A 15,644-nucleotide genomic window follows, 5' to 3' on the forward strand; every position below is an offset into this window, starting at 1 on the left:
ACTTACACAGTTAATGAGATACTACCATAATTAATCAAATAATAGCTCTACGGGCCAACTAACTTATCTGTCTTTTTATTCAGAACTTCTAGATTAGAATCAATATTCTAATCTAGAAGTATTTGCTATTTTTATTTAGGTAATCTTTTTAGAAAATTGCTATAAAAATCAATATATAAATCACTTCTTTTTGTGAGAAAAAATTACTAACAATTTATAATTAAAACAATAAATAGAGCTATCACTTTGTAAAACCACTTGAATTTAAATAATCAGACGAATGCAATACCAAAAAACTATCAATTATTAAACTTCAGTTGCGGTTCATTATTTATAATCTTTGTCGGAATCTTAAACTTGACCTCTCCTGTATAAAACCCTAAATCCTCTATAGTCAAATTAAAATGGTCTGCATCTACTAGCTTTTCTTCTTTAGGATACACCAACAATATTGTTGTAGCACCACTCATTCCATACATACGTGGGTATATATAATCTGCCATGGCTATAGTATCTTTCTTAGGCGTATATAGATGTATCTTTTGCTTCATCCCAAAAGCCAATTCATTGACCATAGCACCGAACTGCTGCTTATTTCCTGCTACATTACTTAAGAGTTCCTGATTATTTTTGGACATCGATACATTAAAATACATGTATTTTCCATACTTATTACGTAAACTATCGATTTTGGATATGGATCTTTCCTTACCCAATTCCTGCTCGACTAACAAATCTGTGGGTTTATATACTATAGAAAAATTCACCCCATTGATGGTTTTGGTCTGAAGATATTCATGCTCAGGATCTCTTAGGTATTCCCATAATTCTTCTGTCGTACCAAAAATCGTATTATTACAAGAGATTAAAAGTAAAAATCCGGTAAATATTAATATTAGTTTTTTCAAGTCTGTGTTCTTTAGTTGGAAGTCCGATGTAGGATGTCTGAAGTTTTTCATTAATCAATTGTAGGATTCCCAAAGTCGGTTGTCAGATGTCAGAGGTTCGAAGTCTGAGATTCTAGACGGCTAGGTGTCAGAACACGGAAGTCCGAGATCGAATAATGGAAGTTATTATTTTAGAAACTTGTTATTTCACTTCTTCTTTTTAACTTCCGTCTTCCGTCTTCCGTCTTCCGTCTTCCGTCTTCAACCTTTCACTTTATTTACCTTCAAACTCGGCATTTAATTCTTCAAGGACTTCATCAGTTAGATCAGAGGATTCTTCTCCGTACATAATCGTACCACTACCAGTCGCTCCAAAAATAACTTTATAGCCTTTCTTTTTGCCATACTCCTTTACAAAATCATTGATATCATTAATAACCGTTTGAGTTACCTTTTTATCCTCCTCTTGCAATTGTTTTTGTACTGCTTGTTGGTAATTATTGATTTGTTGTTGTTTAGTCCCCAGTAACTCTTGTTTAAGCTCTAATTCTTTCTTACTTAAACTTACACGTTCCTTTTCATAGGTTTTAAGTTCTTTCTGCCAATCAGACATCAGACTGTCCACATTGGCTTTCATGGTTTTGGCTTTTTTGTCAAATTCTGTTTTTACAATTTTTGTTCGTTTATAGCCATCTAATAATTTATTTACATCTACATACACTAAGTCTGATGATGATTGTAAGTAGAAAAACGATCCTAGAGATGCGATCAATGCGATAAGGGCGATGGGTAATGCTAATTTATTCATAGTGTATTGTTTGAAGCCTTATAACAAAGACCTAAAATTGTTTTAATTTTTTGATGATTATATACTCGTAATCAGCAAAGTTACCAACTTCCTTGATTCCAGTATAATTATTCCTTTTCCGAGGTCGAAGATAGAAAATCAATAGGTAGCATATCTCCCTGTTTTCAGGGGGTTTTTGGCAACCCTTGGAAATTGTTTAGAGCATAGAAATAATTCAAAAAAATAACTTTGCAAGAATTAAAAAAGCTACTCCGTATTGAGGTAGCTTTTGCTTTTTCATAGTGAAGTTGTTTACTACTCTCATGGAAAGTACGGAAAATATTTCCTCACTATCATATTCTGAAGTATTTGAGCGGTTTAATCAACTTTTTATTGTTGGTATATTTTGCATCTGTAATAACTCCGAAGTTTGCAACTTCGGAGAGCCCTTAGATTTAAAACCTTGTAAACCAATTATAAGATCCAAAAAAACCAACTTGAGATTTAATTTCATTATTTAAAAACCGAAATCTTTGAGGATCTATAAGAGCATGTTGTATCGAGTTTAATTTCCAAACGTTTAATCTATTATTAACCAACCAATCAGGTAAATTATAAGTCCTTTGCCATCGTTGAGGAATAAATACGTGATGAAATTCAGTACTAATTCTTTGCGTCCCTGTTGATGTTCGAATATAAGCTAGAGTTTCTGTTCCTCCTTTAAGAGCTTTATAATCCTTAAACACTAATCCTCCTTTAAAAATATTAGCACTTAAAATTTTTGCCGAAAGTCTACCTGTCCAGGTTATGCCTTTTTTCAACCCATTTGTACCTATACTGCCTGTACCTAGGGAAACAACAGTATTAAACTGATTATCAAATAATAATGTTGCTGCTAAGGTACCTCCTAACCAGTTTCCTGTTTCTATATAATGATCAACGGCATTTGAGGCCAAATAATCGATCTGATCTCTTCGTAAATTCCAGGTAAACATAAATGAATCCCAATAACTTACACTATAATCCTCTTGGTTAGCAGTAACTACAACCTCCTCTGTACGAGATTCCTCATCCATCCCCCCGTCTGGATCAATACGACTGATAGGGTTATTCCCCATCCCTAGGTATGGCGATGCATATTGCCCAGCAGGATCGGTAGTTAACCAACGTCCGATACGCCCATCCCACAAACGTAGTTCAAAAGCTTCTTTGCCTGTTTCAGTATCTTTTTCTTGTCCCTGATAGGCATATCGGTAATCTCCCTGGATATTTCTATTAGGCATCGGCATCCCAAACGGATAATAGTCGGTACCTGCCAAAGCATTATCCCCGGTATCTCTATCTATTAAGGCACGTACATTGCCAATATGATCTGTAAGTTCATATATGGTTTGATTCCCAGATCGCTTATACACTCCCAAACGACCCGATCCATAAATCGTATGTTCTACCAATTGCCCATCTCTATAAATTGCCATTGGTGTTCCTGAAGCATCACGAACATAGATATCTGTATATGATACATTTCCATTCGTGGGATTATATGCTTCTTTTCGTACCCGATGCCCTTTATCGTTGTAATAGAATTTTACATACGTGTTCCCTTGATGAGTTACTTCACTGACCTGACCACTGACGTCATAAACATACCCTACTTGTTCTTCATTATTTTCAATCAGTTCTCCAATACTATTGTATAGATAGTTACTACCACTTTGTGTCTTGATATCGTCTGCATTTGTAGGCGTCGTTACATCATCTTCTACCCGCAATAATTGATTGGGTTTATCTCCTCTATATACATAAGAGAGATCATCCATCTGATTACTCCCTGCTTCGGTATTCTTAGTACGTTTCAGGCTTTGAATATTTCCATTGGCATCATAAGTAATTCCTGACACTTCATAATCCTGAGATGCATCCGCTACAAAGCCAGCAATAGTAAGAGTGATTTCGGTAGCGCTACCTACAATATCTACGCCTTCTTCTAAAGCAATTTCTTCTGAAGCAGCAATATCGGTTGTCACCTCTTCATTTCGCTTAATTACTATTTCGCCTTCAACATTTCCTCCTAAATTTTGTCCGAATGTTGCATCGGTTAACCAATTATCTCGGTTATAACTATATGCATAGGTTTTTTCGCCATCAATCCTTGTATCTACCGCTTTATTGTTCCAACGAATAGCCTTGATATTTCCATTATACTGATTGGTTCCAGCAACACCTGACCCCATATGGACTCCAGAGCGTTTATAATCTCCTGAGTAATAATCTATAATCATCCCAAACTGGTCGTTACTATCTCCTCCCGGATCCTGACTCGCTTGCAGACTTGGGTGATTGATCGCTTTTAAGGCTCCATTAAGGTTATACACATAATCCATTCCCTGTAAGCCTTCTGCCAATTCCAAACGCTTTAGCTCTCCTGTCTCATAATAAGTATAGTCCGCATGGACCATATATGGACCGCTATCACTAGTTGCCGTTTCTACTTTAACTAAACTCAAATCATCGGGATCATAGGTATATCGATGAACAAACTCTTCTCCAGAGACTCCTTTTTGGTAATACATTTTTGTAATAGCTCCTGTAATATCATCATATGTGTAATCGATAGTTTTTACCTCAGGGAGCCCTTCTATCTCTTGTACGACCCAAACCACTCTACCATAGATATCATAACTATACCAAGTAGTTGTCGTCGAAGGGTTTTGCGTAAAGGTTTTAGACACATTCCCTTGTACAAAGCTTTGACGAGCATAGTTCGATTTTCTACTATCTGAACCAAATGCATTACTGCGAGCAAGATCATCATTGCGATCATATATTATAAAATGCTGTTCCTTGCAATACTGATTTTTTAACGCATCTTCATCATTGGCATATCCTATATCTTGCAAAGTTTCTTCTAGAATCCCATCTAAGGCATTGGCATTTGAAAAATTAAAATTATAAGTACTGTTCTCTGTATACACTCCACTTTCTACCGGTCGTCCTTTGAGGTCATAGTTCGCATAAGAGAATTCATTATTTTCTTCTTGTTTGGTGTTTTGCGAAAAACGAAGCTGACCGTCTGCACGATACTTAAACCATGCATCTGCACGATCTACATCGTGACTGTAAACTAACTGCCCCGAACTATCATACGTATAGCTTGATGCCAGATCATAATTGATATGAGATACCGGACCTGTTAAATTATATTGCGCATAGGCGTCCTCATCAAAACCAATAGGAGGTACACTTTGTTTTAGTCGGCCCGTTTCATCATAGTAGTTCAGGGTATAATCGTAATAATTAATATGATACGTCACCCCTTGTGCCGTTGACACTAATGGGTAAAAATTCCCATTCTCATCAATCGTAATACTATTTTCAGAAGGGGCTTCTCTTAAGGATACAATCCTATAAACACCAGACGGAAGGTTATCCTTATTAATCACTTCTACCCCCGTTTGTAAATCAAATACACGGTAGTTTGCAGAACCATCCCAAAAAACTATATCTCCATCACAACCTTTAGGTAAATGGATATCTACAAATTTTTGATCGCCCATTATTGAGACCACCTGCTTTTTAGGTCCTTCGCCAGCACGTGCACTGGCTAACACCGCTCCCTCAAGAGTAGTGAAAATTATATTCTCTGCGCCATGGGCATCAATGGTCACCGTTTTAAGAATCGTAGGAACATAATGGGTTTTGCTATTAATAATCTCAAAAAATCGGTCTTTCCCAAAAGCATAAAACAATTCCTGGGCTGCCGAAACGGTATAACTAAATCCTTGTGGATATCCATCTGGAGTACCATCTCCGGTAGTATCTACTTTATTCCCTCCAACGGTCTTGAGGCTGTTCCCCGGGTTTAATTCATCATATAAAGTTCTGGAATACGGTCGATCTGTAACATCCTGATAAGCTTCGCCTCCATTGTTACTATAGTATGCTCCTAGAGTATTTGCTGAAGTACTTACCATAGCAGGATCCACGGTACTACTTCCTAAATCAGAACGACTAAATATCGCCCCCCCTGCATCTAATACGAAATTACTTTTATACCCAAAATTGTTTCCAATAGGGGCTATAAATGTTTGCAATGCGGCTCTTCCTTGTTCATCATACAAGGTTTGAGAAGCCCATACTTTTTCTGTTTTTACATCCCATGCTTGACTCTGGATTTGTTTCCCAAAATCATCAAAGTAAGCTCGGCTTTTTACTAAAGCTTTACCAGTAATATCATACACCTCAGAAGTTACATAATTACTATTCTCATCGGTAAAACTACCACTAGTTTGCGCATAAAGGGACGAAATTCCAATACACCAAAGCATTAAAAATTTATATATAGGAAATCGCATCGTTATTGATTTTTATAGTTATAATCGGTTTTATTAATTAATTTGAAACCTCCATTTGTGGAAGCATTCTTTGCCACCTCGGTATACATCTTATGTAAACGACTGGCATCATCATACTCATATTGAGTACCCATATTATTGGATCCTAAAATATGAGTTAGTTCATCCCATTCATTATAAACATAACTGGTCATGGAAGCATCTACTGGATGTAATCGAAAATCGTCAAAATATGTAGTTCCAGAAGTAGAATACAAAGAAATTTTGGTAGACATGATAGTCGTAACATCAAAATTTAATTGTACCCAATCTCCTGCTTCTATTACTTCATTAGGGTTATAATTAAAAGTATAACCTCCGTCTTTGCCAAATGTATGGACATAAACAACAGTGTTTTCATAATTACTGTTATGTACCCAAACCGAAGCCTTATAACTACCATAGCCATCTACTTCTGTTACGATAGCCTCACCTTCTTCGGAAGCTCGAAAAGACTGATTTCCTGTATGTGCTGTACCTGATACAATGATTCCTTCTGTTAAGGTGATTCCTCCTGATCGGTTCGTATTCTTAAAATCACCAGAATACTCAAAACCAGTATAGAACATCTTATCAAATGCTGCATCAGCTGTTGCTATAACTTTTGCATAGTTATCCCCTAATTTGGTTGCTACTTTATTCCCATTGATATCAGCTACTTCTAGAGCTTTTGAATACTCACTGTATTTGGTCACTTCAGAAAGTTTAGACCATTCTTCAACCTGATTACCAGTGCTCCAATCAAAAGCTATAAAATCTTTATAACTACCATTGGTATTCAATGCCCCTTTCCAAGTATATGCTTGATGCTTACGCCAGATATCATTCCCCCAATTCTTCCAGGTATCAACAGCTGCTCCATATAATTGCCATATATTCGAATCATATTCCTTAAAATAGGACAATGTTTGGGTCGCCTGACTTACCATATTTTTATTATCAACACCATCAGCCTTACTTCCCATATCTGGATATTTATAAAAAGCCGGAGTACTGACGGTTTTCATAGCTAAACCGAGACTAGAAGTAGAAGTTACTTCTTTTGCTTGTCCTGAAATCGGATCAAAATCTCCATAAGTCGTGGTATAGGCAACACCCCCCTTAAGCTCTGTACTCGACTTCAACAGGTTAGGGTACTTTACCCGAGTCGAGCTATTAACTTTCCAGTGCACTTCTCCCTCATACTCACCCTCATGATAGCTTATTTGTTTATAGGTCTGGTAAGATTCTTGTACAACTCCCATACTTTCTGGCAATTCGTCTCTGTCATAGTATTCATTAGACAACTTTGATAGTAATTGCTCCTCAGAATTATAAGATGATACTGATAATAATTGTCCAATAGAATTTAGGTTATCTTCGATCTCATACTCATCGATATACACACTTTTACCCGATGTATTGGAGGCAGATTCGCTCCGATTGATACTTAACTCATAAAAATCATCAAATTGTATATGATCCTCAGCCTTATTTGTTAGTACGTTAAACTCATATACCATCTTACCGGTGTTATTGTTATTGGCATCTTTAGAGGTTAAGGTTACATACTCGTACATGGGTCTGGAAGGGGGTAGCTCACTACTATAAGGCACATCTTCATCGGCAAAAGGTGCAAAAGGCACATAGGTCACCCAACCGATGCCATCTTCATTTTCTCCATAGGTATATTCTGATACAAACTCATCAATCCCATCCGTGATCGTAATACTTTTAGCCCGAATCCCTGCTTGAGCAGAAAGAAAATTGTCATTGGATTCTGTATTAAATATAAGGATTTGCTTAGATTGAGCAGATGCATTGGCTTCTTCCTCTATTACATGTTGATCCAACTCATTGAGCATAGAAACGGCACCTCCTCGATTTTCTGTGACCGTTGGTGCTCCATTTAAACGTACCGTAACCATCCTAGAATCTCCTGAACTTATCACCTCTTCTACTGTTACATCTCCTGTATATTCTACATGATCATAGGAATAATACACATCATATCCTCCTACCTCTTCATCCCAAACCCAGGATGTCATCTCTATATTAATTTGAAAATCGCACTCTATCTGCAATATATTCCCCACTTGGATATCAAATACATCATCCACTTCAAAATCAAATGTCAAATCCCCTCTAAGTTCATAATCCTCAATTCTATAGGTATACTCATGGGATATAACGGATCTAAAATCATGAGGTTCATACCCCACTTTTATCTGTGCTCCTTGTGGCGTCGTAATCTCATCCATAGACCATAACTTGGGATTCTCCTTATAATACCCCCAATTATTGGCGTCTTCTTTATCATAAACATATTGATCATCTTCTATATACGAAAAGCGATAGGGAGGTAAAAGATTGGCTCCCCTTTTTCCGTTAAACGTTACAGCATCTAAAGTAAGTTGCTCATTAGATAATCGATTACTCTGACTCAATACCACTTCTTTTAATGCATGAGGTTGTAGCGATTCCCAATCATCGGTATTGTCATATACATTATGATTAAGATGATACCTTGCCTCATATTCCCCTTTGTCAGAATCATTAAAGGCAACTGTTACTTCTCCAGAAATATCAGTCCCACCATCTTTTTCTAAGTTTAGGTCTTCATTTTTAAGCAAAAGTATTCTCTCTAATTTTAAACGATTATGTGTCGGAATCGTAAACTTTTCTGTATAATCACTACAAAATTGTCTTGATCCATTATGTGGTACCGATACATATTCCCATTCCAGAGAGGGATTGCTCTTCACTTGTCTTTTTATAAATAAGGCAGTATGTGTTCTTGTTGTAATTTTATCTAAATAGTAGAGCTGTTTACGCCCTTTTGTCCAGGTCTTAATTCTAGATGTGCTCTCACTTTCGACATAAGGTTCATCAGGATGTGCACTCCAGACAAAAGCATCTGACCACAAGCCATAGTCAAAATTGACCCAATATCCTAAATCTCCATCTCCGGCAATACCATCTCCATTGTCTACAAAATCGGGTCCGGTTACTGCGGTTAACAGCCAATGGGTAGCATAGGGTTCTAATTGTCGTTTTTCTAAATAAGATTCGCATTCCTCTGGTCTTTGACGAACCATCCCAAAACTACGGGATACCGTTTCGTGATTATAGACGGGTAATGAATAATGATACGTTTTACCATCAGCAGCGGTTACTTTATAGGCACCGATCCCATTTTGGGGTAATGTGGATCTGTCAAGCGTTGTGCTCACGGCTAAGAAATTTTCTTGAGCATTATCGTCTAACAATTCCCCATTGGTGGCATAAGCGATATGGTTGGATTTCGCAAAACGATTGGTCGTTAATTCATTGCCACTTAGAGTTAAAAAAACATCCTTTAATGTTTCGGCAGACAATACCAAATTTGCACTTAAAAACTTTGCTTTCGGAGTTGCCAAATAAGTTGATATTTCATTATCAAAATAAAACTCTGGTCTTTTTCTAAAAGAAAAATCAGAACTAAGTTCTCCTTCATCTGTTTGTAAACCGTCAAACAAATACTTTACTTCAAAATCTTCGGTATCTTTTGATAAACCAAATAATCGCCCATTGTCTACCAGAGTAGGATGTATACTACCAGAAAGTCCTTGGGCCTGTACATTGTACTTATCATAGGCCGGAAATGCTGGGTTATTTTGTTGAATATGAAAATCCTTAGCAAAATTACCCCCATCTTCTAATGGTATTTCGTAGGTATCCATAAAAGCTTCTCCAGAAATTACAACTTGCAATTCACATTCATAACAGTTTCCACTAAAACAATCATCTTCTATTGACGGAATAGCTTCCTCAGCTTCTTCTAAAGTAGCATAACTTCTAAGTATTTGCTTTCTTTTCCATGGTGCACTATGCCAACGTTGGCAAAAAACTAAATAATACCTATCAGAATCAATCACTTCTCCAAAATTCACAGGTCCCGTAATTAAGGTATTTGTATCTTTTCCTGCAAAATAAGTGACTTTCTGTTTACTATACCCAAAACTAAATACTCCTACATTCGTTGGAATTACTAAATTAACCCCAGACCTACGTTGATTTGTTGTGTAATCTCCTTGTGTAAGAGTTTTGTTAGAAAAATCATTGGGACCAATTCCTACAGTTGTGGTTCCTGTATAAGTTTTCCCTTTGAAATCCGTAATTTCTCTAGATACACCTACGGTTAACCCAACTCCCTCTGATGAAAATGTGGTTCCCATCGAGATGCCTCCATCTGTATCAGAAACACTCATTGAATAAGTTCCGTCTGAAGAAGCCCCTACTTTGTATCCTGCACCGTTACTATCAAAACTATACCCTATATTCCCTCTAACTTTTCCGTTAGAGGACAAAGTAGCACCTAATGATAGTCCTCCTGAAAAAGCATAACCAATCCCAATAGAAGACCCATATTGACCTGTCCCAAATTGTGCTTGTACTGGTCCATACCCCACGCTTATATACCCCGCAGAACTTTGATGGCTCCCCCAAGAATAGCCAATTCCTATAGAATAGGCTCCAGCCCCCCAACCAAAGGATACATTATAAGAAACACTTGTCTCTCCTGTATCATAGAAATAATTTTCTATTTTTGCATGATTATAATCATCTGCATAGCCATTAATGGATCGATTGATAGCCCCGGGGTTGAGGTTCCACCCCAATCCTACCCAGCTTGATTGTAAATCCATGGGAATCCCTCCATGATAGGATAATGCTATAGGATATCCTCCCTCTGGAGAAGGAACATTCATTACCGGCAATACATAAGTAAAATCCCCTGTTAAAAGACTTACCATGTCTTTGGCATCTACCGGTTCAAAACTAGCGGCTTCGGGTGCATTGGGACCATTATTATTTGCCCATACCTGATTCACCGAAGTAAAAACAGGTAAAAGCACGGTAAATATTAAAAACAATGCTATTGCTCTATGTATAAAACTTTTCTTTTGCATGTGTCGTGATATGTAGTATTTGACAAATTATATTCTTGGTTCAGAGGGAGGATGTTTGAATCTATTCGCCTATGATCCATTCATTTATATTTAAAAAAAATCAATTCTATTTTGGTGTAGCTTCTAACTTGGTTAAACGAATTTCTAAAGCTTCCATTCTTTTTAGTTTTTCTTCTAGAGCATTTAATTTCCCCTCTTGTTGAATCGTATATAAGGTGAGTTCTTCTATCTTTTGTAAGAGTTTAATATTCATTTCAGCTAACTCCAACCCTTCTGCTTCCATAAGAGTTGCCGGGGCAATTTCTGGTAAATGCTTGTGTTGTTTTACAAACGAGGCTACATCTTCTAGTTTTGGTAAATCATAATTATTTTCAAATACAAAATCGGCTCCTGCATCAATCCTCACTCTTACTTTTTGACTATACACTTCTCCTGCCACGGTAAGCCCCCCATTAATTTTTTGATCTCCATTATCATGTACTACTTTGACCCAGGTACCTTCTCCATCCCTGTTGGTACTTCTAAAATACATTTTGGGACTACTTGATGTATTAGTAATAGCCAATTGACCATTATACTTATAGGTTTCGCTATTCGAGGTATGATTCATATTTATTCCCCATAACCATCCCGTATGTGGCGAATTAGCAGCATTATTTCCTTGATAAAAACCACTTTGCCATAATGTATTCCAGTCTGTTGTAGTATTTGAATCATTAATAAGTAAGGTATTGGCCTTGATTACCGAAGCACTAGAAGACACTTCGGTTCCTTCCTGTTTCCAAATTCCCATACCTAAATTTGCATACGGGGTCGTTGCTTCCGGATGTATATAAAATAATTCGGAGATTCCTAATCTGCCATCTGTCCCTCTTGCTGTATAAAACGTAAATCTTAATTTTGTATACGAACCACTTTGAGTAATTTTAATATTAAAATCTCTAGATCCACTGGGATAATCTGTAGTCGAATAATCTGCAAGGGTTACCCATTCATCAAGATACTGATCATCATACCCCTCAATCTTAAAGTTTTTGGTTTCCCAATACCGTGTAGACCAACCTACCCATGCTCCTCTTTGTCTATTGACTTGTGGTAACCCTTCTATGGTAATCACGGTAGGGCTTTCTATCGTGGGGCCTGTAGCGGTGTAAGAAGGCTGAAATGCGCCATCAAATAGTCTTGGTAAATTTAACAGAGCAGTTCCTGTTTGTGTAACTGTATAGTGGCTTGTTGCATTAAACAATATGTTATGTTCTAACCCTACTGGGGTGGCATTGGTACTAAAAGTTTGTGAAAATAAAACATTTGTCACTAAGGCAAAAAATATAATAAAACAGAGTTGATTTTTCATAAAAAATACATGTTACTTATTTAATAAAATGGCTTCTAATCTTCTTAGACGTTTTTCTAATTTTATATTGATATTTTTTTGATCTATCAATGCCATATTTTGATCTATTAATACTTCTTCTTGAGAGGCTAGCACCTGATTTTGCTGTTCTAGTTTTTCTTGTTGTGCTATGGTATAAAGCGTAAGTTCTTCTATCTTTTGAAGGAGCTTATTGGTCATTTCTGACACCTCCATATCATTGGCTCTAAATTCTGACGCCGAAGGAATTTCTGGTAAGTGTTTATTCTCATCTATAAAGGATTGCACCTCAGCTAAAGAGCGTAATTTATAATTATCTTCGAATACCCAATCCGCAGCATCTGTCAATCGAATTTTTACTTTTTTTGCCCAAATAGTACCATTTACAGATAATTTGTTTTTGGGTGTCGAAGTTCCTATACCTACATGACCAGTTTCGGCAATAGTAATTCCTTTATCGGGACTGCTTCCTTTGGTAATATGAAACGTTTTTAATGTATTATCAATCCAGATTCTAGATGTCAATATTCCAGAATTTGTCCATAGATTTATACCTTGGTCCGATCCAGTACCATATATTTGAAGTTTTCCATGTTGAGGATTAGGTGTACCAATACCTATATTCCCACTTTCTGTTATTGTAATACCATTGGCAGGGCTACCCCCTTTGGTTAAATGAAATGTACCTAATTCATTATCGATCCAAATTCTAGACGTCATTGCTCCTGTATCTGTCCACAAATTAATCCCTTGATCTGATCCATTTCCGTACACTTGAAGTTTACCATATTTAGGTGCAGTCGTACCAATACCAACACTACCGTTTACAGCTAAATGTGCTCCTAAAGAAATATGTTCATTGGCATTATACCCAATGGCAATTCCTCTATATATAGATTTATCACCTGTATCAGGTTGCAAGTGTAATGTATTGTAATATTTGCCATACGCACCACTTAAATCGCTATGTCTAGACAATATCCAGGATCGTCTTGTGTTACTGCCTCCTGCCAAACCAAATTCAAGTGAATTATTAGCGTTGGTAAATACCTGAAATGAATCACCTCTTGATGTTTGAGTTGGATAAGATGCCAAACTTTGGTTTTTACGTAAATGCAATAAGGACTCTGGACTTTCGGTACCAATCCCAACATTATCTAAGGTGGTCGTATTGATTCCTGAAGTTGTAAACTGGGCATGAATACTCGAAGTACTGAAAACGAAAAAAGCAAGCACAATGAATCTATATGATTTTTTCATATATGTATTTTTTTATTTTTATTTGATTGATGATTTTATCACCGCTTCTATTTTTTGCAAGCGTGATTCTAATGTGCTATTGATTTCTTTTTGAGTCTTTAACTTTTCTTCTTGTTGTATTGTGTATAAAGTCAACTCCTCTATCTTCTGAAGTAACTTATTTGTCATTTCTGACACTTCCATATCATTGGCTCTAAACTCTGCTGCAGAGGGGATTTCGGGTAGGTGCTTATTCTTTGACACAAAAGACTTCACCTCTGAAAGAGGGCGTAATTCATAATCATCTTCAAATACCCAATCCGCAGCATCCGTTAATCGAACCTTTACTTTTTTTGCCCAAATAGTACCATTTACAGATAGTTTGTTTTTGGGTATCGAAGTTCCTATACCTACATTACCTCCGCTCTTAATAACCACCCATTCTTTTGCTACTTGATCTGTTGGAGTATATCCTCTAAAAACAAAACCACCATCCGTAGTTCCGTTAGAACTATTCACATCTTGCATTTCGAAGATGATTCCATCTAGATGGGTTCCGAAGTAATTTGAATCGCCATGGATTCTGAACCCTTCACCAGCATTTATTTTAACATCTCCGGATACATGCAGTTTTGAGGTAGGAATACTTACTCCTATACCCACTTTACCACCATTTCTGATCGTCATCCATTCTTGTGCTACTTGATCTGTTGGGGTATAACCTCTAAAAACAAAACCACCATCTACAACACCATTGGACCCATTACTATCTTGTGCTTCAAAAATAATCCCGTCTAAATTGGTCCCGAAATAATTACCATCGCCATGTATTTTGAAGCCTTCACCAGCATTTATTTTAACATCGCCTGATACATGTAGTTTTGAGGTAGGAATGCTTACTCCTATACCCACTTTACCACCATTTCTGATCGTCATCCATTCTTGTGCCACTTGATCTGTTGGGGTATAACCTCTAAAAACAAAACCACCATCTACAACACCATTAGACCCATTACTATCTTGTGCTTCAAAAATAATCCCATCTAAATTGGTCCCGAAATAATTACCATCGCCATGTATTTTGAAGCCTTCACCAGCATTTATTTTAACATCGCCTGATACATGTAGTTTTGAGGTAGGAATGCTTACTCCTATACCCACTTTACCACCATTTCTGATCGTCATCCATTCTTGTGCCACTTGATCTGTTGGGGTATAACCTCTAAAAACAAAACCACCATCTACAACACCATTGGACCCATTACTATCTTGTGCTTCAAAAATAATCCCATCTAAATTAGCCCCAAAATAATTACTATTGCCATGTACTCTAAAACCTTCTCCTATTTCAATTTTCATATCACCCCTTAGGTGTAATTTAGAAGATGGGCTTGTTACTCCAATCCCAAGATTACCTCCATAGGGTTGTATCAAGGTACTTTTCCACCCTGTTCCGGTATCTACAGAAGCTAGTACACCTACATCCAGAATTTTATCATATCCTAAGGATATTGTTTTTGTTACATCTGAAGGATCCGAAACGGCCAATACTTTTGGAATACTTGGGCCTTCAGTCTGATTTTCTCCAGAAATAAATAAAGGACTTAAAGGTGCAGATGTTCCGATCCCAACATTGTTTGTCGTTGTTGTATTAATTCCCGAAGTAGTAAATTGCGCTCTGGTTTGAGTCAAAAAAAAAGTTAAAATAACTAGTGATACTACATATGATTTTTTCATCAGTCTCTCCTTTATTTATTAGTGTTTGTGTTTGTGCAAAAATTTTAAAAAAACAGCATCAAAAAACACCCAGTATCTAGTCAAAAAACACCCCCTATTTTAAGGGGGTTTTTGACATCTTTAAAAACCCTGTTAACAGGGGAAACAGGAACTATATTTAAAAGATAACCAGCCAAAAGTCATTTTTAATTAATAAAAGAAGATTAAAACCTAAAAAAATTAGAATACGATTATTTAGATCTTACCGTTTACGCTTATGCAAAAAATTCAAATTTCAAAAGTCTTACTCCTGCTTTT

At 36.7% G+C, this 15,644-nt stretch carries 7 protein-coding genes; all 7 read right to left on the reverse strand.

The window, feature by feature from the left end; translation table 11 throughout:
- Nucleotides 1–299 precede the first annotated feature (299 nt).
- Nucleotides 300–908, reverse strand: coding sequence for a hypothetical protein (locus tag DZ60_RS0118415; RefSeq protein ID WP_034230130.1), 609 nt, complete (start codon nt 906–908; stop codon nt 300–302).
- A 253-nt stretch (nt 909–1,161) separates the two neighbouring features.
- Complete coding sequence (locus tag DZ60_RS0118420) at nt 1,162–1,695, reverse strand: OmpH family outer membrane protein (RefSeq protein WP_025743493.1); 534 nt, start codon at nt 1,693–1,695, stop codon at nt 1,162–1,164.
- Between the two features lie 434 nt (nt 1,696–2,129).
- On the reverse strand, nt 2,130–6,029 hold the full coding sequence (locus DZ60_RS0118425) for an RHS repeat domain-containing protein (protein ID WP_025743494.1): 3,900 nt from the start codon (nt 6,027–6,029) through the stop codon (nt 2,130–2,132).
- 2 nt (nt 6,030–6,031) lie between these two features.
- Nucleotides 6,032–10,999, reverse strand: coding sequence for a hypothetical protein (locus DZ60_RS0118430; protein ID WP_025743495.1), 4,968 nt, complete (start codon nt 10,997–10,999; stop codon nt 6,032–6,034).
- A gap of 106 nt (nt 11,000–11,105) precedes the next feature.
- On the reverse strand, nt 11,106–12,353 hold the full coding sequence (locus DZ60_RS24445; RefSeq protein WP_025743496.1) for a pyocin knob domain-containing protein: 1,248 nt from the start codon (nt 12,351–12,353) through the stop codon (nt 11,106–11,108).
- A gap of 12 nt (nt 12,354–12,365) precedes the next feature.
- Complete coding sequence (locus DZ60_RS25480) at nt 12,366–13,631, reverse strand: hypothetical protein (RefSeq protein WP_025743497.1); 1,266 nt, start codon at nt 13,629–13,631, stop codon at nt 12,366–12,368.
- Between the two features lie 18 nt (nt 13,632–13,649).
- Complete coding sequence (locus DZ60_RS24455; RefSeq protein ID WP_025743498.1) at nt 13,650–15,347, reverse strand: hypothetical protein; 1,698 nt, start codon at nt 15,345–15,347, stop codon at nt 13,650–13,652.
- Between the last annotated feature and the right edge of the window lie 297 nt (nt 15,348–15,644).

The sequence above is a fragment of the Aquimarina pacifica genome, assembly GCF_000520955.1.
GTDB classification, from domain to species: Bacteria; Bacteroidota; Bacteroidia; order Flavobacteriales; family Flavobacteriaceae; genus Aquimarina; species Aquimarina pacifica.

Coding starts and splice junctions, on each gene's coding strand:
- DZ60_RS0118420 (WP_025743493.1), bottom strand. CDS start 1,695: ATGAATAAATTAGCATTACCCATCGCCCTTATCGCATTGATCGCATCT.
- DZ60_RS0118425 (WP_025743494.1), bottom strand. CDS start 6,029: ATGCGATTTCCTATATATAAATTTTTAATGCTTTGGTGTATTGGAATT.
- DZ60_RS0118430 (WP_025743495.1), bottom strand. CDS start 10,999: ATGCAAAAGAAAAGTTTTATACATAGAGCAATAGCATTGTTTTTAATA.
- DZ60_RS24445 (WP_025743496.1), bottom strand. CDS start 12,353: ATGAAAAATCAACTCTGTTTTATTATATTTTTTGCCTTAGTGACAAAT.
- DZ60_RS25480 (WP_025743497.1), bottom strand. CDS start 13,631: ATGAAAAAATCATATAGATTCATTGTGCTTGCTTTTTTCGTTTTCAGT.
- DZ60_RS24455 (WP_025743498.1), bottom strand. CDS start 15,347: ATGAAAAAATCATATGTAGTATCACTAGTTATTTTAACTTTTTTTTTG.